This window comes from Acetobacterium sp. UBA5834 (genome assembly GCF_002435675.1).
GTDB lineage: Bacteria > Bacillota > Clostridia > Eubacteriales > Eubacteriaceae > Acetobacterium > Acetobacterium wieringae.
Genome location: NZ_DJGY01000034.1, coordinates 1 through 21,487 on the forward strand (window position 1 = coordinate 1; position 21,487 = coordinate 21,487).

18 protein-coding genes and 1 pseudogene are annotated in these 21,487 nt (G+C 43.5%); 14 read left to right on the plus strand and 5 right to left on the minus strand.

Going from position 1 to position 21,487, the window contains the following annotated elements; all coding sequences use genetic code 11:
- Positions 1 to 78 precede the first annotated feature (78 nt).
- The 3 genes and pseudogenes from B3F51_RS07095 to B3F51_RS07105 all read right to left on the minus strand — a co-directional run.
- Positions 79 to 264 (minus strand): annotated as a pseudogene (locus B3F51_RS07095) (JAB domain-containing protein); the annotation flags it as partial.
- Between the two features lie 145 nt (positions 265 to 409).
- On the minus strand, positions 410 to 1,063 hold the full coding sequence (locus B3F51_RS07100; RefSeq protein WP_286946298.1) for a methyltransferase family protein: 654 nt from the start codon (positions 1,061 to 1,063) through the stop codon (positions 410 to 412).
- Positions 1,060 to 1,887, minus strand: a complete 828-nt coding sequence (locus B3F51_RS07105; RefSeq protein WP_286946300.1) for a MerR family transcriptional regulator — start codon at positions 1,885 to 1,887, stop codon at positions 1,060 to 1,062. Before B3F51_RS07105 ends, B3F51_RS07100 begins: the two co-directional genes overlap by 4 nt.
- Positions 1,888 to 2,370: 483 nt before the next feature.
- Here B3F51_RS07105 and B3F51_RS07110 point away from each other — a divergent pair, with 483 nt between their 5' ends.
- From B3F51_RS07110 to B3F51_RS07120, 3 genes are all read left to right on the plus strand, one after another.
- Entirely contained in the window at positions 2,371 to 3,066 is a 696-nt protein-coding gene (locus tag B3F51_RS07110) for a C39 family peptidase (protein ID WP_286946303.1), read from the plus strand.
- Positions 3,067 to 3,348: 282 nt separating this feature from the next.
- Positions 3,349 to 5,265, plus strand: coding sequence for an FUSC family protein (locus tag B3F51_RS07115; protein ID WP_286946305.1), 1,917 nt, complete (start codon positions 3,349 to 3,351; stop codon positions 5,263 to 5,265).
- A gap of 152 nt (positions 5,266 to 5,417) precedes the next feature.
- Positions 5,418 to 6,833: a glutamate decarboxylase gene (locus B3F51_RS07120; protein WP_286946307.1), complete on the plus strand. Its 1,416-nt coding sequence runs from the start codon at positions 5,418 to 5,420 to the stop codon at positions 6,831 to 6,833.
- 44 nt (positions 6,834 to 6,877) lie between these two features.
- On the opposite strand, the gene B3F51_RS07125 is transcribed toward B3F51_RS07120, so the two are convergent.
- A complete protein-coding gene (locus B3F51_RS07125) occupies positions 6,878 to 8,791 on the minus strand; it encodes a sensor domain-containing diguanylate cyclase (RefSeq protein WP_286946309.1) in 1,914 nt (637 codons plus the stop codon).
- Between the two features lie 335 nt (positions 8,792 to 9,126).
- Between B3F51_RS07125 and B3F51_RS07130 the strand changes: the two genes are divergently transcribed.
- The 7 genes from B3F51_RS07130 to B3F51_RS07160 all read left to right on the plus strand — a co-directional run bounded on the left by B3F51_RS07130 (position 9,127) and on the right by B3F51_RS07160 (position 17,033).
- On the plus strand, positions 9,127 to 11,292 hold the full coding sequence (locus B3F51_RS07130; protein ID WP_148638090.1) for a CotH kinase family protein: 2,166 nt from the start codon (positions 9,127 to 9,129) through the stop codon (positions 11,290 to 11,292).
- 43 nt (positions 11,293 to 11,335) lie between these two features.
- Entirely contained in the window at positions 11,336 to 11,893 is a 558-nt protein-coding gene (locus tag B3F51_RS07135; protein WP_286804916.1) for a DUF2284 domain-containing protein, read from the plus strand.
- Between the two features lie 30 nt (positions 11,894 to 11,923).
- Positions 11,924 to 12,400 (plus strand): hypothetical protein, encoded by a 477-nt coding sequence (locus tag B3F51_RS07140; protein ID WP_148638088.1) that lies wholly within the window; start codon positions 11,924 to 11,926, stop codon positions 12,398 to 12,400.
- Positions 12,397 to 14,349: an FAD-dependent oxidoreductase gene (locus B3F51_RS07145; RefSeq protein ID WP_286946312.1), complete on the plus strand. Its 1,953-nt coding sequence runs from the start codon at positions 12,397 to 12,399 to the stop codon at positions 14,347 to 14,349. The genes B3F51_RS07140 and B3F51_RS07145 overlap by 4 nt, the downstream gene beginning before the upstream one ends.
- 183 nt (positions 14,350 to 14,532) lie before the next feature.
- A complete protein-coding gene (locus B3F51_RS07150) occupies positions 14,533 to 15,252 on the plus strand; it encodes a polyphosphate polymerase domain-containing protein (protein WP_070370296.1) in 720 nt (239 codons plus the stop codon).
- 58 nt (positions 15,253 to 15,310) lie between these two features.
- The gene (locus B3F51_RS07155; protein WP_148638086.1) at positions 15,311 to 16,003 is read left to right on the plus strand and encodes a DUF4956 domain-containing protein; all 693 of its coding nucleotides are present in this window, start codon (positions 15,311 to 15,313) and stop codon (positions 16,001 to 16,003) included.
- A gap of 115 nt (positions 16,004 to 16,118) precedes the next feature.
- A complete protein-coding gene (locus B3F51_RS07160; protein ID WP_286804909.1) occupies positions 16,119 to 17,033 on the plus strand; it encodes a DMT family transporter in 915 nt (304 codons plus the stop codon).
- Positions 17,034 to 17,126: 93 nt separating this feature from the next.
- Here the strand turns inward: B3F51_RS07160 and B3F51_RS07165 are convergent, their stop codons facing one another.
- The gene (locus B3F51_RS07165; protein ID WP_286946315.1) at positions 17,127 to 18,329 is read right to left on the minus strand and encodes a diaminopropionate ammonia-lyase; all 1,203 of its coding nucleotides are present in this window, start codon (positions 18,327 to 18,329) and stop codon (positions 17,127 to 17,129) included.
- A 126-nt stretch (positions 18,330 to 18,455) separates the two neighbouring features.
- On the opposite strand from B3F51_RS07165, the gene B3F51_RS07170 reads away from it, so the two are divergent.
- The 4 genes from B3F51_RS07170 (at position 18,456) to B3F51_RS07185 (ending at position 21,471) form a co-directional block, all read left to right on the plus strand.
- The gene (locus tag B3F51_RS07170; RefSeq protein WP_070370292.1) at positions 18,456 to 18,788 is read left to right on the plus strand and encodes a CGGC domain-containing protein; all 333 of its coding nucleotides are present in this window, start codon (positions 18,456 to 18,458) and stop codon (positions 18,786 to 18,788) included.
- A gap of 143 nt (positions 18,789 to 18,931) precedes the next feature.
- The gene (locus tag B3F51_RS07175; RefSeq protein WP_070370291.1) at positions 18,932 to 20,032 is read left to right on the plus strand and encodes an AAA family ATPase; all 1,101 of its coding nucleotides are present in this window, start codon (positions 18,932 to 18,934) and stop codon (positions 20,030 to 20,032) included.
- Positions 20,025 to 20,786, plus strand: a complete 762-nt coding sequence (locus tag B3F51_RS07180; protein ID WP_070370290.1) for a hypothetical protein — start codon at positions 20,025 to 20,027, stop codon at positions 20,784 to 20,786. The genes B3F51_RS07175 and B3F51_RS07180 overlap by 8 nt, the downstream gene beginning before the upstream one ends.
- Positions 20,787 to 21,321: 535 nt before the next feature.
- Entirely contained in the window at positions 21,322 to 21,471 is a 150-nt protein-coding gene (locus B3F51_RS07185) for a hypothetical protein (protein WP_286946319.1), read from the plus strand.
- Positions 21,472 to 21,487: the final 16 nt, after the last annotated feature.

A 21,487-nucleotide genomic window follows, 5' to 3' on the forward strand; every position in this document is an offset into this window, starting at 1 on the left:
TGATAATGATGAAATTTAAAGCGTATAATTTGCTGAATAACAAACAGACATGCTCATTACACAATCCGGGAATGTAGGTTATATATGACCGTTTTCTTTTAAACTTAAGAAGTCATCGTTTGAACCAATAATGATGTGATCCAGCAGTTCAATCCCAAGAATTTTTCCAGAATCTTTAATCCGTTTAGAAACAGAAATATCTTCATGGGAAGGTTCGGGATCACCGGAAGGATGATTATGGAAAAGGATGATGCTGGCGGCATTTGAAACACTCCCTATTTCATTTCAAGATATCTCCTCTCAAAACCTTTGATTTAAAGGGGTTTCGAAATTCCTCGTTACGTGTTCCCGGGAATTCTGTTTTTGCTTCTCCCGTTCATTAACTTCTTTCGTAAGCGCTTAACAACAGTTACCAAACCAACGGCAACAATCGATATCTTACCTTTTTGCAATACGCATCATATCCCTTTAGCTCATCTTTAAGCAAGGCTTCTTCTTTTTGGATGCGAAGCACTAACATTGGTACGATTAAAAGCATCGGTACAATCGCAACGTAAGAGCCCAAAGCCAACGGAAGAAATAGGGATATTACAATCATTCCCGTATACATCGGATGTCGCACCAGTGCATACGGCCCTGATTCTATCACTTTCTGTTCTCTTTCCACCCGGATAACTGCGGACGCAAACATATTTTCCCGAAAGACAATAAATATAAACAGATATCCCAAAAGTGCCAAGACAGCTGATGTAAAGATAAGCCATAGTGGCACTACTGACCAGTGAAAACGATAATCAAGTCCTGGTAAAATAAATCCGAGATAAAATAATTTAAATATAGCTGGCGATTGATTGGTTTTATCTTTTTTTTGAACCGTTGATCTTCGCTCTAGAAATTCAGGTGCTTTTTTTGAAAAGTAAAGAGTGATTCCAAGTGTAATCAGAGTGAAACCACCCCATACCATCCAAGCCTCCCAAAAATGCAGACTTCCTGCTGGCAGAAAAAAGATTACCCACAATAATATAGTCAGTATTAATGGAACTAGAATCTTTTTTTCTTTCATAAATAATCCTCCGTTCCTTTATAATTTAAATATTTTTGAATAAGTGCCTTGTGACGCATTTGTGCTGGTGATAGCACTTGCTTTGCCATATCATCCATCAGTTGTTCTTTGGACTCACCCAAGCCAATCTGACCATAAAGCATTTCTTTCAGTTCTGGCGCTGCCTTAATAAATTCGCTTCCTTCTCTGGCAAGACGCTCCACTTCTGGATCATTCTCTGCCATTGTACGTAAAGCAGCTAAACGTTCCCCAAATGCCACCGCTCTCTGATAGTCATTGGGATGTTCTTTGAAATATTGCGCAATACCGTGTAAATTCTCCTTAAACTGGTCGCCCCACTGAAAATCCTCTATGATCCCAAAGGCTTTATGATGCTGTTGAATTGCTTCTGGACTTTCCCGAATTTTATAAGCCTCTTGTATGGGCTCAAGTATCTTAGTTATCTCTTGGAAAGTATCAGAGTGAAAAGTGGCCTGCTCTATTGGAATAAGTGTGTCTTTTAGCAACTCATCCACCTTCAATAACTGCATTTCAATTCTTACCTTTTCTCTTATTAGCTCCTGTTTCCAATAAGAAAGAAATTCTCCTAGATTATGCGGTTCTCCTGCATCACCCAAAATTTCTTTGATTTTTGTCAAATCCAAACCAAACCCCTTTAAATGCTGAATCATACTCATCCTTGCCATCTCTTCTGCCCCATAGATACGATACCCATTTGTTGATCGCCTTGGTGTTTGTAACAGTCCGATTTTATGATAATACAAAATGGTCTTACTTGTACATCTTGTCAGTTTTGCAAATTCTCCAATTGTTATATCGCTCATCACACTCGTCCTCCTTAAAAACATTATAAACCTCACTCTTAGGGTGAGGTCAAGAAAAATATGATATATTCATTAAGCACATTAATAAGGTAAATGCCCGGTCTGGCAAGTTGGTTTGATTGAATGTGAATACGGTTATTCATAGGTCATGTCAGTTGATATCAGAAGGAATGCCAAGAATACAAGGTATAGGTATCCTAGCATTATGGTATTTTTACGGATTAAATTATAGATGTAGCAGATGCGTGTTAAGAGATTTAGTTGTATAAAAACGACTAATTTTGAAGCGGTTTTTGATTTTGAGTATGACCTTCTCCGCCACCATGAACTCGCATCAAATATGATGTTAGATAGAATCTGTTACGATTGTAGCAGGTTTTTTTATTTGGAAAAAAGAAATGCTATTCTTACTTTTGGCGATTATCTGGTATTTTGTTTGATGTGACGATATAATTAAAAATAAAACAGTACGAGGTATTATTTATGAAAAAGAAATTGGCAGTGCTTCTGGTGTTATGTATGGTTGTCACACTCGCGGCTTGCAGTACTCAAACCAAAGAAAAGTCAGCGAATGAAAAAAGTGATATTTATGTTGGTTACACAACCGATGCCGATCAATTCATTGATGTCCCGAATCTCCGCCAATATGGCGATTATACCTGCGGTACCACCTGTGTGCAGATGCTGATGAATTATCTATATCCACAGATTGGGGATAAGAATCTGTCAACCTACGAACATGATCTGGGAACCACGCCTGAGAATGGTACGACGCCTCAGCAGATTTACAATTATTTTAAATCCCAAGGGGTTAATGTTGAGAAAAAAGAAAATATTTCAATTGAAGAACTGGTTTCATTGATTGATGCTGGCGATCCGGTGATGATGTGTATTCAAGCCTGGAGTGATAAATATAACACAACCGATCCCAATGCATCAGACCAGGCCTATCTTGCCGATGGTCACTGGGTGATTTGTGTGGGCTATCAAAAGACAAATGATGGATATCAATTCTATTTTAATGATCCAGCCTGCGTTGGTTATTGCCTGATGTCTCAGAGTGATCTCGAAAACCGTTGGATTGACATGGATGAATCAGGTACGATCTACACGCGCTTTGGCTTAGTCATAAAGGGTGCATCTGAATTTAATAATAGTGGGGTGTTCTATCTCAATTAAAGGTATTCTGTCAATAAGCTAATTTTTAGGATTATTCTGATAGTTGTCATGCAGTATTGTTTATCCAGTCATGTTTGGTGTCATTGATCAACTGCTTTTTGAAGGTGATGAATATTGCGAGCTGTTTAAAATCGATGGAAATGGCTATATGAGTTATGACAGAAAATGGAGGTAGAAAGCATATTATATGGAATTAACCCAAATTAAGTGATCCCCACATCCCAGACACTGCGCCGATAGAAAGTAGGTTTTATCAAAAAAGACAGAGATAAGGACGTGAAGATGAAAAAGAAACTTATTAAAACAGCAGTTTTATTTATCAGTATCGTAACATTTATTGCACTTTTCGCAATGGTGTTCGGGAGTGCGAATCTTGTCATTGCAATTAGTACCGTCTTTGCAATACTGATATACTTGTCGAAAAATATGACTGCGAATCCGATAAAAAATCTTATAAGATTGGTAACATTTAATGTTGTCATGGGCATTGTTGCATATATTTCTTCGATTAATATTCTTTTGGCCATTCCGATTGATTTTTTAAGTCTGTTCATGATTGCAAGCGCACTAAGCTACACCATTAGTTCACCAATGTCTACCCCGTTTAGCTTACAGTATGTGTTTTTAATTTCATTTCCAGTTAGTTTGGAAGAAATGCCACTGCGACTGGCTGCTTTAGCAGCGAGCGCTGTTTGCATCATGTTTGTGCAATTAGTGGTAAACAAGGACAGTGTTAAAAAACAAACTAAAATTATAATTCCAGAAATTTGCAGTGGTCTCGAAAATAAGATCAGCAATGTCAAAAATAATCTGAATGATGAATTGGTTGATTGTAAAATAAAAGCATATATCAGTCGTCTGAAACAAGTGATTTATGAATCGAGAAAGGACAACTATTATTTTAATAATGAAAGTGAAATCAAATTTAATGTTCTGATTGCTTTGGAAAATATAAATGACCTGTTAAGTCGCCTTAAAAAAGACAGCGAAGCGGACGCTTTCCTTGATGAGGCAGTGGCTTTAATAAATAGTTTTAAACGATCTGTAAAAGATTGCGATGTCAATCAAACAAATCATTTAGATCCTTTGTTTGATGCCTTTTTTCAAAAATATAATCTCGATAATACAAAAGATCTAGTAATGATGAAATTGGTTTATCAGTTGCAGTGCTTAAGCGATTATTTAAATAAAATGAAGAAGTCGGATCAAATTAATAAAAAAGAGATTACAAAAAATGAACAACGAACAAATAATTTTAAGTCAACAAAAAAATTTAAGGTAAAACTTTCGATCGATCCATTAAGTCGGTCATATGCGTTTCGATTGGCCTTTGCAATTTCTGTATTTGCATTTATCGTAAACTATTTTAACCTTCAACATGGCAATTGGATTCTGTTCACAATTTCTTCACTAACCTATCCATTCTATGAAATCTCAAGGCAAAGAACGGGAAAACGAATTTTTGGTACAATAATTGGCGGAATTATTGTTATTATACTCTTTTCGTTTTTACAACTAAGAGATGCAGGAATAATCGTGATGGTAATCACCTTATTTTTGACAATTTTCTTTATGGATAATTACACCTATTCAATGATTTTTTCAACAATAACGGCAATCAGTTCGTTTGTGTTAGTGGAGAATTCAACTAATCTGAGCCTTGACAGAATTATCTATGTTATTATTGGGGGCGTGTGTGCCGTGTTATTGAGTAAACTCGTTTTACCCTATCAAGAATCTGACGCAGAAAAAGATTTGAAGAAAATGTATGACGAGATTATTGTTGGCTTTTTCAATGATATTGGAAGTGCGCAGAATTATACGGATGATTTTAAACATAAGATAATGAATTTTATGCTTTTTACCGGCATGATTGAGGATAAATTATCGGCGTTGATAAAAGTTTCAAATGCGGAAATGATCACGTCTTTTATTGGCGTCAGACATGCATTGATCCTTAATATCTATAACGAATACCGCTGGTTGCTGGCAAATAAAAACTGCATCAAAGATTATAAAAATATCTGCCAGGATATCAGCAAAAATGACAAGTATCGAAATACCGAAAATGATGAACAGTTAATTGGAGAAATAATTAGTCAATATTCATTAAAAAATAAAGTCGTCGTTTGGGAAAGTATCGAAATAATAAGATCAATGAATCAATTGGATCTGTTTAAACGGTCGAGTGGGAATTAGCGCATGTAAAATTTTAAATGGTCTTTGACAAGGTCATTATAAATTTTTTCTGAGAACCGGCAGAAAAAACGACTTTGCAAATGCTATGTTCCAGCGGCGATAATGGGTATATAAAATACAATCGTTTTAGACCGCATCAAAAGGAGGAAAGAATGTTAGTATCAAGAAAATGTCAGGAAGAACAACTGCAAAATGTTTACGCGACCCCGGTGATGGGCTCGGTGGCCAGTGATGAACCGATTCCCCAGTATACGCTGCCGGAAAATCCATTGGCGCCGGAAATCGCCTACCGTCTGATTAAGGATGACCTGATCGATGAAGGTAACGCCCGCCAGAATCTGGCAACATTTTGTCAGTCCTATATGGAACCGGAAGCGGTGAACCTAATGGCGGAAACGCTGGAAAAGAACGCCATCGACAAATCGGAATACCCTCAAACCGCCGATCTGGAGAATCGTTGTGTCAATATTATTGCCGATCTGTGGCATGCCGCAGATCAGGATGATTTTATCGGAACATCAACGGTGGGTTCATCAGAGGCCTGCATGCTTGGTGGGATGGCCATGAAGTTTGCCTGGCGCAAACGGGCCGCAGAAAAAGGGGTGGATATTCAGGCTCGGAAGCCGAATCTGGTTATATCTTCAGGTTACCAGGTTTGCTGGGAAAAATTCTGTGTCTATTGGGATATTGAAATGCGCCTGGTGCCCCTGGATAAAAATCATATGAGCCTTAATCTGGATCGCGTGTTAGAATTCGTCGATGATTATACCATTGGTGTTGTCGCTATAATGGGGATTACCTATACCGGTAAATATGATGATGTGGAAGGTCTGAATAACCTTCTGGAGGAATATAACAACAGCCATGATCTTCCGGTCTATATCCATGTCGACGGGGCATCGGGAGGAATGTTTGCGCCATTTATCTATCCCGATTTAAAGTGGGATTTTAGACTCAAAAACGTTGTTTCCATTAATACCTCGGGGCATAAATATGGCCTGGTTTATCCTGGGGTCGGTTGGATTCTGTGGAAGGATAAACAATATTTGCCGACCGAGCTGATTTTTAACGTCAGCTATCTGGGAGGGAGCATGCCGACCATGGCCATTAATTTTTCCCGTTCGGCCAGTCAGATCATTGGCCAGTATTATAATTTCCTGCGCTATGGCCGACAGGGGTATATCAGCATCCATCAGCGAACCCGGGATGTGGCGGTTTATATCGCTGCCGAAATTGAGAAAACGGGTCTCTTTGAAATCTACAACGATGGGAAAAATATCCCCATTGTCTGCTGGACGCTCAGGGAGACGGCAAATAAACCCTGGAGTCTGTATGACTTGGCAGATCGGGTGAGAATGAACGGGTGGCAGGTTCCGGCCTACCCATTACCGGAAAATATGGCGGATTGCATCATTCAACGGGTGGTTGTAAGGCAGGACTTCAATATGCAAATTGCAACCCAATTTATCAATGATTTTAACCAGGCGATCAAAGAACTGGATGCGGCGAAGCTACTCGTTCATGGCGAGGATACCGGAAATAAAGGACCATCCGGTTTTATTCATTAAATTAACAAGACCCAGCTGTTTTGTCGGCTGGGTCTTGTTGTTTGTTATTGATTCAGAGTGACAACCTGGTTGCGACCATTGGATTTAGCCTGATAGAGCGCCTCGTCAGCCATTTTGACAAGGTCTTCATGACGGGAATGATGATCGGGTAGCAGGGTGGCAACCCCAATGCTGACGGTAATACAATTTTTAACCACCGATCCCTCATGGGGAATGGCCAGAGCTTCGACTTTTTTTAGCAGGCGATGGGCATTACTCAGAGCTTCTTCTTTGTCGGTTTCGGCAAGGAGAACGATAAATTCTTCACCTCCATAACGAACCACCATATCGGTGGGGCGGGACAAAGCGGTTCGCAGGGTATTCCCGATTTTAATCAGGGTGGCATCTCCAGCCACGTGGCCATACAAATCGTTATAGTTTTTAAAATAATCGACATCAATAAAAAGCAGCGAGATCGGACGGTGCTGTCTTAAACAGCGATTCCATTCCATGACAATGGTTTCATCATATTTCCGGCGGTTCCACAGTTCGGTCAGCGGATCCCGGAGGGAAAGACGCTGCAACTCATGGTTGATCAATTCCAGTTCATAATTCTGTTGTTCAATCCGGTCATTGGAGGCGGTTAGCTCCCGGGTACGCTGGGCCACCAGTTCATCGAGATGATCGTTCATCTCGGCCAGCTGTTCACTCATGACGGTGCGTTGCTCCAGCGACTCGGTAAAGGTTTTAGCCAGTAACAGCGAATAGAGGACCGCAAAGATCAGTTGGCCGGTAGAAGAGTTAGCATCGCCCTGAAAGATTGTTTGAAGGAACGATAGCCAGTTGTCGCTGATCCAGGGACTAAGGGTAATGATGTCCATCAGACAGGTCGCAATCAGAAACAGACCACCGAGTATGATCAGGCCGCTGTTTTTTTCCCGATGAAGCGCAATTTTAATCAGCATCGCAAAAAGATAGACAATCATCAAAACTGTCCATATCTGATAAAGAGGATTGATGATGGCGGCGATCCAAGTTGGGGTAAAAAGAACGACGAGGGTATAGGCACCAGCAATTATCTGTGTGGTTCGGACAATGAGTTGATTGAAATACTGTGGTAAAATCGATCGAAAAAACATCAGAATCAATGGAACCCCTAAATAGAATGACAGAGTCTGCACTTTATAAATAATCTCAAAATTCAGATTTTGAAAAAATGAGAATAAGAAGGCTTCGCCGATAAACAATGTTCTGATAGCCACCAGCGTGCAAAACAGCCCAAAATACAGTGGAGCCCGGTCTTTTCTTCTAAAACAGAATAAGGCCAGGTGATAAACCCCCATCATCATCAGGGCACCAAAAAGGAACAATTCATAGGTCAGGCCGAAGTAGCGAATAGTAAGGAGTTGGCTTTCTCCGCCCAGTTGAATGCTATTGAGCAGACCGCCACTGGGGCGGTAGAAATTGGATACTTCCAGGACAATCTCGTTTTCTCCCGACACGGCATTAAAAGCGACGACCTGGGGCTGATATTTGGGAACCATGGTTTCCCGGGTGGTACCGATGGTACCGACGGTGGTAATCGGCTCACCATTGATAAAAAGCTTGTATGCGGTGCGAACCTTGGGAATCTTCAGCGCCAGGATTTGATTGTCGGCAGCAGTAAATTTCAGTCGATAGGTAGCATACCCGGATCCGGGTATTTTTTCGTCGTCGATTTGATATTTATTCCATGAGGAAGGAAAGGGGACATAAGCGCTGAGCGTACCCTGGTCGATATTGGCGGGTTCCAGTAGCTGGTTCCAATAAAAAGCCCAGTCACCATCCAGCGGAATGATTTCATTTTTAATATTAAATTGTGTTAAGTCAAGCCGACCATTTTCGGATTTTTTCTCGATTGTCGCTTCTTGAATAGAGCAACCTCCCAGGAAAAAAAGTATGATAAGAATAAGGGTCAATGAGATACTGCGTTTATTCACGTTGGGACTCCTTTCGGTCGAGAAAAGCGGTAATTAAAATAATGGGCTAAGCATTGGAGTGCTTGAATTTACGGTGAAGTATTTTAATAGTGGTGTATGCTGCCGTTTTAAAATAAAAAACATTACAAACGGATGTGAAGTGGATTGTTTCATTATACATTGACAGGTTCAATCCCGTCAATTCAGATTTAGGATACCATCGCTTAAATCACATGCCCCAAAACGGTGAAGATGCATGATTGAATCCAAGCCGATGGTGCGGCCAATTCAATTGACAAAATAGCTCATTAATGCTATTGTGTTAAAAGTTAACAATGGCTAATAAAGGGGTTTAAATGAATAGGAAAAGAGTAAAAAAAATAGACTGTCTTGTCGTATTATGGATCATGTTGTTGGTAGTGCTGGCTGGGCCGGTTTATGGTTTGGGGACAATCAGGGCGGTATATGATGAAACAGCAACGAGTCTGTCAGTCACCTTTGACAACAACTATGCATCAGGATGGATGATTGACATTTGTCGGGATGAACCTGGGGATGATCTGGTCGGGCCTTTTAAAGCTTCAGTGGCGCAACTGTATGTGGAGCGCACCTCCGGTCTGCAGTCGGGAACACAGATTATTGATCTGTCCGCCGTATTGGCAACGGTTCCGGCTGGGGAAAACATTCAAATTTATGTATCGGCCTATACGCCGGAAGAAGATACCACCATCGAAGATGGGGATGCCGGATATCAGGGAAATGCCTGTGTGGCGGTGAAGGGGACAGCGCTTCAGCCTACCGCTGTGGTGACGCCGGAGACTGACCTGGCCACGGTAGCGGCGATGAGTAATGGTATCCCGGTTCTATCGATTACCATGTCAGATACGGATAGCAACAAAAACAATCTGGAGTACCTTCATGCTGATAAAGAAAATAAAATCAGTGCTATGATAAGTCTTGACGACAGTGCCGATCCTAACAACAATTTCAGTGGGGAATCAGCGGTTATCAAAGGCCGGGGAAATTTCACCTGGAGTCTTGAAAAGCGACCGTATCAGATTAAATTTGATGGCAAAAAAGGGCTTCTTGGCATGGCTCCGGCTAAAACCTGGGTCTTGCTGGCTAATCACACCGATCGGTCCTTTGCCAGAAATCGGCTGATTTTTGATCTGGCCAATGACATGGGGTTGGCTTATTCCTCGGAATCCCGGTTTGTGGATCTTTATATCAACGGCGAATATCTGGGTAATTATCTGATTTGTGAAAAGGTTGAGGTGGGCAGTAATCGGGTTGAGCTTAAAAATCCCGATGGGCTACTGCTGGAAATGGATAACCATTATGGGACGGCAGAACCCTATTATTTTACCACCACCAAAAGCGGCACCATCTTTACCTTAAAGGATTCTGTTGATGCGGCGGACAGTCCGGAGGTACAACAGGCATTTGTAAATATCCAGGCACAGATCAATGAGTTGGAAACCTTGTTGTATGCCGACGATCCCGACTGGGCGGCGATCAGCGAAATAATTGACGTGGATTCATTTGTTAAGCGCTATTTTGTCGATGAATTTGCCAAAAATATTGAGATTGGGATGTCCAGTATTTATTTCTATAAGGATGGCGACAGTGACAAGCTCCATGCCGGTCCGGTCTGGGACTACGATTTGTCATTGGGGAATATTGCCAAAGGGACAGTCTCGGAAGACTATGCCAAAAATATTACGCTGCGGGTTGAAGAGGGAATTGTTCGCAATGACTGGTATGCCCAGCTGTGTCGCAATGAGGAATTTGTGGCAAGAGCGAATCAACTCTATGCCACGGATGTAAAAAAAGCGATCGATAACACTGATGATAATCTCAATGCAGTAGCAAAACTGGTTGCGGGATCAGCCGAAAATAATTTTGGCAAGTGGCCGGTGCTGGGGGTGCCGACGCTGGAAACCACCAACAGTCGGATCATTGAGCATTCTTTTGTCGGGGAAATTTCCTATTTGCGAAACTGGATTGTTGATCGCAGTAATTATCTGGCCGGGGCCTATGGGGCAGAAATGCCGACGCTCACTTACTTGAGCCATGTGCAAAATCAGGGCTGGCAGTCGGCGGTTACCACGGGGATGCAGGCCGGAACCACCGGCCAGGCACTCTGTCTGGAAGCATTGGAACTAGCCATTAATAGCGATGAAAGTGCTGGCTCTCTGGAATACAGCACCCATGTTCAGAATATCGGGTGGCAGGATTATGTCCCGACTGGCACAGTGGCTGGCACGACCGGTCAGGCCTTGGGCCTGGAAGCCGTAAAAATACGGCTAACCGGCGAATTGGCCGACAAATATGATGTCTATTATCGGATTCATTCGCAAAACTACGGCTGGCTGGGCTGGGCCAAGAATGATGAGATTGCTGGAACAGTAGGAATGAATCTTCGGGCTGAAGCGATTCAGGTCAAACTTGTTACCAAGGGAACCTTTATTAAGAACACATCCAACCGTTATTTTGAATTATCCACGGCGCCAGTGGTATAATGTTTATGGCTGCCAGTTGCACCGAAAAGTTAAGAGGAAACGAATGACAAGAGAATATATCGAAACGAAAATTACTGAATATCCGATATTTGAATATGCGTTTTTTGATCCATCAGAAATTAATTTTTATGAAGCAGTGCGAACCATCTGTAAGTTGGAATGTCCGCAATACGGAAACTCCTGGTCCTGTCCGCCGGCGGTCGGGACCCTGGCAGAATGCAAAGAACGGTGTCTGGGTTATGAACACGCCTTTATTTTTAGCACCATCTCGGAGGTCAGCGATATCCTAAATATGGACGAAATGCTGGCAACCCGTTGTGAGCATATTGAAATTGTCGAAGCAATCAAGACCAATATTTTTGGCGAACACGAGGACAAGCTGATTCTGACGGCCGAATCATGTGCCATCTGTGAGGACTGTGGCTACCCGGATGAGGCCTGTAAGCATCAGGACAAAATGTATCCCTGTGTCGAAAGCCATGCCATCTCGGTGACGGATATCTGCGAAAAACATCAACTGTCGTTTTTAAATGGCTATAATGTTATTACCTGGTTCGGGATGATCTTTTTCAACAACCGCCAGGGCGTTCATGCGGTTTAGAATTTTAAATTACCAGAAAGCGGGGATCAGATGGATTTATCATTTTTAGGGATTGCGAGTAATCCCATTACAGTTTTTACCCAGGCCGACAAGACAGCTTATTTACAGAATCCCGAAGATATTGATGGCGGGATTCGGGAACTGGTAGATGCCATTAACGCCATTCCGGTGTTCTTTTCGATGAGCGCCTGCCAGGGTTTTCTGATTGAGGAAGAGCGGGACGATCATTGTCCGGAAACTTATGTAGACTTTTATGTGATCGACGAGCAGTACCAGTTGGCCCAGCTACTGTTGGGATCGCTGGCCAGCAAATTTAATGCTAGCATCGATTGTAAGGTGGTCTATGAAGCCGATTTTGAGATGACAGCAGCGGATGAAATTGTACCGAACGGCATGGTCAAGCTGCGCCACAGCATCGAACTCTACGAGTTGCCAGCAGATTTAATGAAGAGCACTTATCAGGAACTGGTGGATCATGTCCGCAGATTCGGAGCGGCAGTAATATGATGGATAAGAAGGTCAGAGCTTTATTTGAGCCCTTTACAATCAAGCAGCTGAAGCTCAAGAACCGGCTGTTTATGCCGGCAATGGGGATTGCGACGGCTGATGAAAACGGGGCTTATACCGATGCGGCTAGCGCTTTTTATGTGACCCGGGCTAAGGGCGGGGTGGGTCTGATCATTGCCGGTGCCAATGCGGTGACCGCCTTAGACCCTCAACAGACGGTTTGTACGGACCCCACTCCTGGGTTTAACCCCGAGGCTTATATTGCGGCCGGACAGAAAATGACCCGGCAGATCCATGACCACGGCACCATGATCTTTGTACAGCTGGCGGCTGGTTTGGTTGGAGATAGCTGGTTAGAACAAAGTAAACGTTGCCAGACGATGACCCTTGCCGAAATCCGGCAGCTGGTGGCATCCTTTGCCGAGGCGGCCAAAATTGTCAAAGCGGCCGGTTTTGATGGCGTTGAAATCGAAACGGGATCTATGCTCGATGGTTTTACCCTGGCGCTTTATAATCAGCGTCGGGATGATTACGGCGGCGAGCTGCCAAACCGTTTTCGGATCGTGACGGAAATCATTGCTGCCATCAAGACCACCTGTGGCCGTGATTTTCCGGTGATTGTGCGGTTGGCAATGAAAAGCTATCTTAAAGCCGGGGGACAGCAAGCCTTGCCGCTGGAAGAATTTGCCGAACAGGGACGTGACGTCGATGAAGCCCTGGCGGCCGCAGTGCTGTTGGTTACAGCCGACTGTGACGGTTTTGACGTGACAGCCGGCATCGATACGCCGGAGAAATCCTCCTATTGGAAATATCCGCCGGTCTATTTTGACAAAGGGGTTTATCTGAATCTTAGTGAGACCCTTAAAAAAGTTGTTACAGTGCCGGTCCTGGCCGCCGGAAAAATGGATGATTCGGAGCTGGCGGCCGAGGCGCTGGCCCAAGGTAAGCTGGATATGGTGGGGCTGGGTCGGCCGCTGCTGGCTGATCCCGAGCTGCCTGTCAAGTTAGAAAACGCTGAAAGCCAAGTGATCCGGCCCTGTTTGGGCTGTAATGACGGTTGTCTGGCCCAGCTGATTGCCGGGCAGAAAGCCTCCTGCACCGTTAATCCGGACTGCAGTCGGGAACTGCGTACCAGGATTGTAGCGGCCGAAAGCCTGAAAAAGGTAGTGGTGGTTGGTGGCGGACCGGCTGGGATGGAAGCGGCCCGGGTCAGCGCACTGAGGGGCCATCAGGTGACCCTCTTTGAAAAAAGCTACGGACTGGGGGGCAAGCTGAAATACAGCAGCCAGCGGATCTTAAAAACCGCCGACCGCCAGCTGATCCATTGGTATGAAAATCAGCTGGAAGGCTTAACTGTCGAGATTCGTCTTGATGAACCGGCAACCCCAGAAAAAATAGCTGCCATCAATCCGGAGATCGTTTTTATTGCCCAGGGCTCCGAAGCCAAGCAGCTTGAATTCCCGGGGATGGACAGCGAAAAAGTGACCAATGCTATTGATGTGCTGACCGACAAGACCTTTGTCGGACCCCGCTGTCCGGCCATTGGCGGCGGTCTGGCCAGCTGTGAGGCGGCCCTCCATCTGGCCATGCATCGTCATAAGATGGTCATCGTGGACTCAGCCCCGGAGATTCTGGCCGCCGGTATCCCCATGGCTCCGGCTAACCAACAGATGCTGAAGGATTTACTGGTCTTTTATCGTAGCGAAATTATCACCTCTGCCACCCTAAAATCGGTCACTGAAGAAGGCGCCGTAATTGAAAAAAACGGAGAGGAACGGTTGCTTCCGGCCCATCACGTGATGATTGCGGTAGGTTTTGAACCAGCACCTTCTTTATATGAAGAAATACAGAACGACTACCCCCAGGTTTATAATATTGGCGATAGTCAGGCGATCAAAAATATTCGGGCGGCGATCTGGGCGGCCAACGACGTGGCCCGGACGCTTTAGTTAATCAAAATTTAATATGAAATTAATAAATTGACGGTTGTTGCATAAGTGTGGTAAAATCCAAAATTAGGGACTTATCAAATAACGTAAAACAGCTGGTGCTGCAGCTTTACGTTCCATCGTTAATTGAGTCGATTGGCAGCGGGTTTGTTTTCCTAAAATTAGCAATAATGGAGACATAAAATGATCACAACGACCTTTAAGCGCTATGAGAAAAAATATCAATTAGATGCGGTTCAATATGAGAAGATCTTGCCGATATTGCTGACAGAAATGAAGCCGGATACCTACACCTCAAAAAATGACAGCTATATGATCTATAATATTTATTACGATACCCAGCATTATGATGTGATCAGACATTCTCTGTCCAAGCCCTATTATAAAGAAAAACTGCGGCTGCGAAGCTATACCATTCCCGAAACCCTTGAGGAAAGAGTGTTTTTGGAGCTGAAGAAAAAAATCGGTGGGATTGTCAATAAACGGCGGGCCTCATTGCGATTAAATGATGCCTATAATTTTGTGTCTAAAAGAGAGTATCCCGAAGGATTGAACCAGAGTGAAGTACAGGTTTTAAAAGAAATTGAGTATTTTCTGGAAAATCGTTCAATTGAAGCAAAGGCGTATATCAGCTATCAGCGGACCGCCTATGTGGGAAAAAATGATCCCAACCTCCGGGTGACCTTTGACTGCAATATTAAAAGCCGGCAAACGCACCTGTTTTTAGAAAAGGGTGACTATGGTGATTTTGTGATTCCGCCCAATCAGTATGTCATGGAAATCAAGATTCTCGGGGCGATGCCCTTATGGCTGGCCCGGGCGCTATCGGAACTGAAAATCTATAGTTCCAGCTTTTCAAAATATGGTAGAACCTATCAGGAGTATCTAAGTCGGGCCGAGTAGGATCTGTCGCAGCCTGACAAAACCAATTTCATAACAGACTTATAAAGGGAGATCAGACATGTGGGAGACACTATTTTCATCAGCAACCAGTGAGACGCTGACCTTATCAACAACTGTCAATATTATTTTTGCTTCTTTATTGATGGGATTATTTATTAGCGTTATTTATATCAAAACCCGGGGTAAAGAAGGTTATTCCCATGGCTTTACGGTAACTCTGATTATGCTGCCAGCCATCATTGCCATTATCATTCTTCTGGTGGGCAATAATATTGCCCGGGCCTTTAGTTTGGCTGGAGCCTTCAGTCTGATCCGCTTTCGAAGCGCACCGGGGGATCCCATTGATATTTCCTATGTCTTTTTTACCCTGGCCGTCGGACTGGCCTGCGGGATGGGTTATATCGGCTATGGAATGCTTTTTGCCGTCATTCTATGCGCAGTGATGGTTATTCTCAGCGTGACGAAATATGCCAAACCGCGAGTCAATATGATGCAACTTAAAATTACCATCCCCGAAGATATCGATTTTCAGAATTGCTTTGAAGATATTCTAGAGCAGTATACCCAGAGTTATAAGCTGCAACGGGTCAAAACGACGGATTTTGGGTCGTTGTTTGAAATTATTTATACCATCCAGCCAAAAGATGCGATGGATCAGAAAGCGTTCATTGACCAGTTGCGCTGTCGAAACGGAAATCTGAACATTGTCCTTAATACTCAAATCAATAACGATATGGTCTATCTGGGATAGTATTTAAAAATCAGAATCAATTTAGCTGGTTTCATAAAATAAATCAAATCTGCTGCGAAAGTAGCAGGTTTTTTAGTTTGCAAGTATGCTATAAAAATAAGAGTGGAGGAAAAATTTGAAAGATCGACTGCAAAACAAGGGCGTGGTTTTGGCCCTGGCAACCCTTTGCTGCCTGCTCTGGGGCAGCGCCTATCCGGCGGTTAAAATTGGCTATGAGCTTTTTGGAATCACCACTACCGGAGCTCAGGTTTTGTTTGCCGGTTATCGTTTTACTCTGGCAGGAATACTGACATGGATCATCACCAGCCTTTATGTAAAGAAAATTGCGCTGCCGCAAAGAGAAGAGTGGGGCCGGATGATCAGCTTGGGGTTGGTGCAGACGACCCTCCAGTATATTTTCTTTTACATCGGCCTGGCCAATACCACCGGGGTGAAGGCATCGATTATCAATGCCACCTCCACCTTTTTTGCGATTCTTTTTGCCCATCTGATTCTGAAAAACGAGAAGATGACCCGGGCCAAGATCATTGGCTGCATTTTGGGGATGGTCGGGGTGATCATTATTCAGCTCAAGGGTGGCCGGATCGACAGCAGTTTTTCGCTGCTGGGGGATGGTTTTCTCTTTCTGGTCTGCATCGCCTCGGCGCTGGGGGCAGTGATGACCCGAATCTATACGCAAAAAAGCGATTCAATGATTCTGACCGCCTATCAGCTGATGATCGGCGGGGTGGTGCTGGTGATGATCGGGTTATTGATGGGGGGGTCGATCACGCAGGTTACCGTCCCGGGACTGCTTTTACTTGGCTATCTGGCAGCCTTGTCAGCTGCCGCTTTTTCCATCTGGACGATCCTATTAAAGCACAACCCGGTTGGAGTAGTGGCCATTTATGGCTTTATGATTCCGGTTTTTGGGGTAATCTTATCGGGGCTTTTTCTGGGTGAGGCATTTCTTAGCCTGCGGATTCTTGTTTCCCTGGCTTGTGTCAGTGTCGGGATCTGGCTGGTCAACCGGGAGGCGGGACGGATTTGAAAAAAGGTGCATCCGCTTGGATCCGGTTGAGATAACGATCGGAGCGCCAAGCGGGGGCACCTTTTGATGTTCATTTACGGTTTATTGGACAGTTTAAACAGCACCCGTGACAATGGCCTGATACCCTTCGGGATCGGTATTGCCTTCGGTACTGAACAGTAAGATGGTGGAGTTGCGATCAAGATTAAGCGATTGTTTCAGGGCGGTAAGACTTTGGTCGGTACACAAAGAAATCAGCAGCCCCAGACCGACGGCTCCGGATTCGCCGGAGATAATTGCCGGGTCAGTGCCTCCGGGATGGGCCAGGGTTTGCATCCCCAGTTTAGTGACCCAATCCGGGCAGCTGGCATAAAAGCTGGCTAAGTCTCTAAGAATCGGCCAGGTCAGAGGGTTCGGTTCGCCGCAGTTTAAACCGGCCATAATCGTTTCCGGGTGACCGCCAATCGCCACTGGCTGTCCCTGCTGCACCGACTTGAAAATGCAGGCAACGGTGTCCGGCTCAACAATGGTGGTGATTGGCGGATACTGATTGTAATACTGGCTCAGATAACCCAGCACACCTTCGGCCATCGAACCGACCCCGGCCTGAAGAAAAACATGGCTGGGCCTGGCAATGCCGCATTCCTGCAATTGCTCCAGAGCTTCGCTTGCCATGGTGGTATAGCCCTGGGTGATGGCGTTGGGGATGGCCTCGTAGTCGTCAAAGCCAGTGTCCTGAATGAGGATGTAACCCTTCTCCTTTGCCAGCTGGGCAGCCCGGCGGACGCACTCGTCGTAATTCAGTTCTGTGATCTCAACCGGGGTATCATTGATGGCCCGGATCGCCGCCGCCCGGCTGGGTTTAGAGCCTTTTGGCATCAGCACTATCGCCCGGCAGCCAAAAAGCGCAGCAGCCCAGGCCACTCCCTTGCCGTGGTTGCCATCGGTGGCGGTGATAAAAACCAGATTCTTAATCTGCTGGTGAATGGCCGTAGAGCTCAGTAACGGAAAAGTAAGGTCTGCCATATCGGCCTGGATCTGCCCGGCAATGATGGTAGCCATGGCGTAAGATGCCCCCAGGCTTTTGAAGGCGTTGAGTCCGAAGCGGTGGGATTCATCCTTAACAAAAATATTGCGAACGCCTAATTTCTCGGCCAAATCGGGCAGAGCCATCAACGGCGTCGGCTGATACTGAGGCAATGATTGATGAAAGCGGCGGACACCGACCACGGCGCTTGGGGATAACACTGGGGTTGGCTCCGGATCGGTGATTGGGTTCCGGCCTACGCCAGAGATGATGGTAATGGGTGAGTTCATCGGGGTCTCCTTATTATGGGGTGAATCAAGCAAATAGTTTTCGGATTTTTTTATTGTAGTCATTATATCACAATGCGATAATGATTAGAGAAAAAGATAATCATCATCAAAATATGGAGGTTAGGTATGAAAGTTGGAGTAATTCGTTGCCTGCAGACTGAAGATATGTGTCCGGGAACGACTGATTTTAAAGTGATCCGAGGGAAGAAGGGTGCCTTTGCGGGAGTTGAGGGAGAAATCGAAATAATCGGCTTTAATACCTGTGGCGGATGTCCGGGAAAAAAAGCTGTCACCCGGGCAGCGGAAATGGTCAAGCGTGGCGCCGACACCATCACTTTGGCATCCTGTATTACTAAAGGAAATCCGATTGGTTTCAAATGTCCCCATGCTGAGCAAATGCTGGCCGCTATTCGTAAAAAGCTTGGTGATGAGATAACCGTTTTAGAGTATACCCACTGAGATTTTGAATGGGAGAATGAAAAAATTGATAAACTAATAACCAGATGAGGATACCGTAAAAAAATTACAGTATCCTTCTTTTTATACTTGCATCTACAAGTCAGTAGGGTATAATCTAAGCAAAGAGAAGAGGTGAGACGCAAATGCTTAAGAATTTCAAAGTCAAAGGATTTAAAAATTTCAGTGAGCAGATTGAACTGGATTTTTCCGATGTTCGGGATTACTCTTTCAGTAAGGATTGTATTAAAGATGGTTTTTTGAATAAAATCATTATTTATGGGAAAAATGGGGTGGGTAAATCAAACATTGGCCTTGCCATTTTTGATCTGATAACACATCTGACGGATAAAAATGTCACCCCGGGATTGTATGACTATTATCTGAATGCCGATAATGATACCGGTTTTGCCGAGTTCCAGTATGTGTTTAGGATTGGTGACTCAGAAATTGAATATCGGTATCACAAGAATCAGGAACAGGTGCTTCAATTTGAAGAAGTCCGAATGGACTCTGAAATTGTCTTTTCTTATAATTTTTCTAACAAACAGGGAAATCTGGAAGGGCTGTTAAAAAGGGTGCCGTCGCTAAACTATGAATTTTTAAACGAGCATTTTTCGATCTTAAAATATGTTGTCAGCAACACTGCTGGCGATGGGATCAAGCCGTTAAAAGAAATGGTGCGCTTTGTGAACAACATGCTCTGGTGTCGTAGTCTGGATGAAAATCGTTATATTGGTTTTAAAAATGACAGCAAGGATTATTTTTCGTTTATTTTAGACCATGATCGTCTTGGTGGCTTTCAAAGTCTGATTAACCGGGCCGGAATCGACGAACAGTTGGAAATCATAGTTGATCCGGATGGACAGGAGCGGTTGTATTTTAAACGCAAAAAACCACTGCCGTTTTTCAAAACGGCGTCCAATGGTACAAAGGCTTTATATACCTTATACTACTGGTTGTCTGCTTCAAAAGACTTGAGTTTTCTGTTTATTGACGAGTTTGATGCATATTATCATTTTGAACTTTCCGAGATGATCGTTACTTTATTGGAATCGATGGATGGTTTTCAGACCGTGCTGACATCCCACAACACGAATCTTTTAACGAATCGGATGATGAGGCCGGATTGTTATTTTATTTTGACCCCTAATCAGCTCACTTCACTGGCCAATGCCACCAAAAGGGAATTACGGGAAGGTAATAATCTGGAAAAACTCTATGTAAGTGGTGAGTTTGATGGATGAAGCACATATAAAGAAAATTCTCGTATTGGTTGAAGGAGCAAAAACTGATGTTCTGTTGATGAATAAAATAATCAGCAGTTATCCAATTCTCGATGATTATCGGATTGTATCTTATTGTACCAATATTTATGCATTATATCAGGAAATGATGATGGCTGGACAGGAAGATCTTGAAGCAACAGATATTCTGCTTGTCCTAAAATCAAGAGAGAAGCGTGAAGAAAACAGAAAACTGTTTGATGAAAAGTATACCGATATTCTACTGGTATTTGACCTGGATCCACAGGATTCACGTTATGATAGTGATGTTTTGCTGGCATTACAGAAACATTTTTCGGATTCTTCAGATATGGGCAAATTATACCTTAACTATCCGATGGTTGAAGCCTTTTATCATCTGAAATCAATTCCAGATGACGATTATTATCATCGTATGACAGCTTTAGCTGAATTGAAAAACAAGAAGTATAAATTAAGGGTTCAGCAAGAAACGCTGGGAAGCGATTATCGAAAGTTTGCGGTATCCAGGGATCAAATGACGATTGTGATCAGACAAAATATGGCAAAAGCCCACGGGCTCCAAAGTGATGAGCGAATTGACTGGTCTCATGATGGCGTAACGCAGGAGATAGACCATCTTAAAGTATTACAGTTGCAATTGGCTTTGTTGGAAAAGGAAGAGCAGCTTCAGGTATTATCAACCTGTGGTTTTTTTATCGCCGACTATAATCCCGGTTTTCTGAAAATGACATAAGGATGGAACTTACTAACCGCTGCGGCGGTTTTTCTTTTTATTAGAAATTTTTCTGGCACACGAATTGCCACATCTTGTCTTTTTCAGAGAGTCGTGTATGATGAAAGAGATGAGAATATAATGATATTTTTAGCGAATGATACTCAAATTTTTGATATTTGTTAAAGATTTGAGGATGGTGCGTAAAAAGCATAAATTTACCTACTAAAAGTTTTGAAATCGTTACAAAATGGCGTATAATAAAAAAATACGGCTTATTGTCGAATTAAAATCATGGCTGATTAAGAGATGTTTCATCAAAAGAATACGGCAATGAAAAACATCAGGAGCACATTGGTCGATTAAATCAGCAATTGAGAAATTTAAGATTTGAATAGCCGCAATTGTGATGGCTGATTAAAGGCTTCAGATATTCAGGTGTCGCTGTTAGTGAGCAAATAAAAAATGGATAAATTAATGATAGAGGACAGATTCTATCCAGGCTGTTCCGATATAATTTTAATATCAAATAAATCCATGGAAAAGGGGAATGACAATGTTATTTGAGAAAAAAGATCCGAGTCAGAAAAAGAATCACAAGACATTGTGCCAGATCTGCCATCAGAATCCCGCCACCACGACGATGCAGGGGCCACTGGGGCTGGTTAAGGTGTGTAAAAGCTGTAAGAAAAATGTGCGGATTTAAAGAAAACTCAAAGGGG

Excerpts from the sequence above, each read along its gene's own strand:
- B3F51_RS07155 (WP_148638086.1), top strand. The coding sequence starts at position 15,311 with ATGTGGGAGACACTATTTTCATCAGCAACCAGTGAGACGCTGACCTTA.
- B3F51_RS07170 (WP_070370292.1), top strand. The coding sequence starts at position 18,456 with ATGAAAGTTGGAGTAATTCGTTGCCTGCAGACTGAAGATATGTGTCCG.
- B3F51_RS07105 (WP_286946300.1), bottom strand. The coding sequence starts at position 1,887 with ATGAGCGATATAACAATTGGAGAATTTGCAAAACTGACAAGATGTACA.
- B3F51_RS07115 (WP_286946305.1), top strand. The coding sequence starts at position 3,349 with ATGAAAAAGAAACTTATTAAAACAGCAGTTTTATTTATCAGTATCGTA.
- B3F51_RS07130 (WP_148638090.1), top strand. The coding sequence starts at position 9,127 with ATGAATAGGAAAAGAGTAAAAAAAATAGACTGTCTTGTCGTATTATGG.
- B3F51_RS07150 (WP_070370296.1), top strand. The coding sequence starts at position 14,533 with ATGATCACAACGACCTTTAAGCGCTATGAGAAAAAATATCAATTAGAT.
- B3F51_RS07145 (WP_286946312.1), top strand. The coding sequence starts at position 12,397 with ATGATGGATAAGAAGGTCAGAGCTTTATTTGAGCCCTTTACAATCAAG.
- B3F51_RS07165 (WP_286946315.1), bottom strand. The coding sequence starts at position 18,329 with ATGAACTCACCCATTACCATCATCTCTGGCGTAGGCCGGAACCCAATC.
- B3F51_RS07185 (WP_286946319.1), top strand. The coding sequence starts at position 21,322 with ATGTTATTTGAGAAAAAAGATCCGAGTCAGAAAAAGAATCACAAGACA.
- B3F51_RS07180 (WP_070370290.1), top strand. The coding sequence starts at position 20,025 with ATGGATGAAGCACATATAAAGAAAATTCTCGTATTGGTTGAAGGAGCA.
- B3F51_RS07110 (WP_286946303.1), top strand. The coding sequence starts at position 2,371 with ATGAAAAAGAAATTGGCAGTGCTTCTGGTGTTATGTATGGTTGTCACA.
- B3F51_RS07120 (WP_286946307.1), top strand. The coding sequence starts at position 5,418 with ATGTTAGTATCAAGAAAATGTCAGGAAGAACAACTGCAAAATGTTTAC.
- B3F51_RS07135 (WP_286804916.1), top strand. The coding sequence starts at position 11,336 with ATGACAAGAGAATATATCGAAACGAAAATTACTGAATATCCGATATTT.
- B3F51_RS07140 (WP_148638088.1), top strand. The coding sequence starts at position 11,924 with ATGGATTTATCATTTTTAGGGATTGCGAGTAATCCCATTACAGTTTTT.
- B3F51_RS07175 (WP_070370291.1), top strand. The coding sequence starts at position 18,932 with ATGCTTAAGAATTTCAAAGTCAAAGGATTTAAAAATTTCAGTGAGCAG.
- B3F51_RS07100 (WP_286946298.1), bottom strand. The coding sequence starts at position 1,063 with ATGAAAGAAAAAAAGATTCTAGTTCCATTAATACTGACTATATTATTG.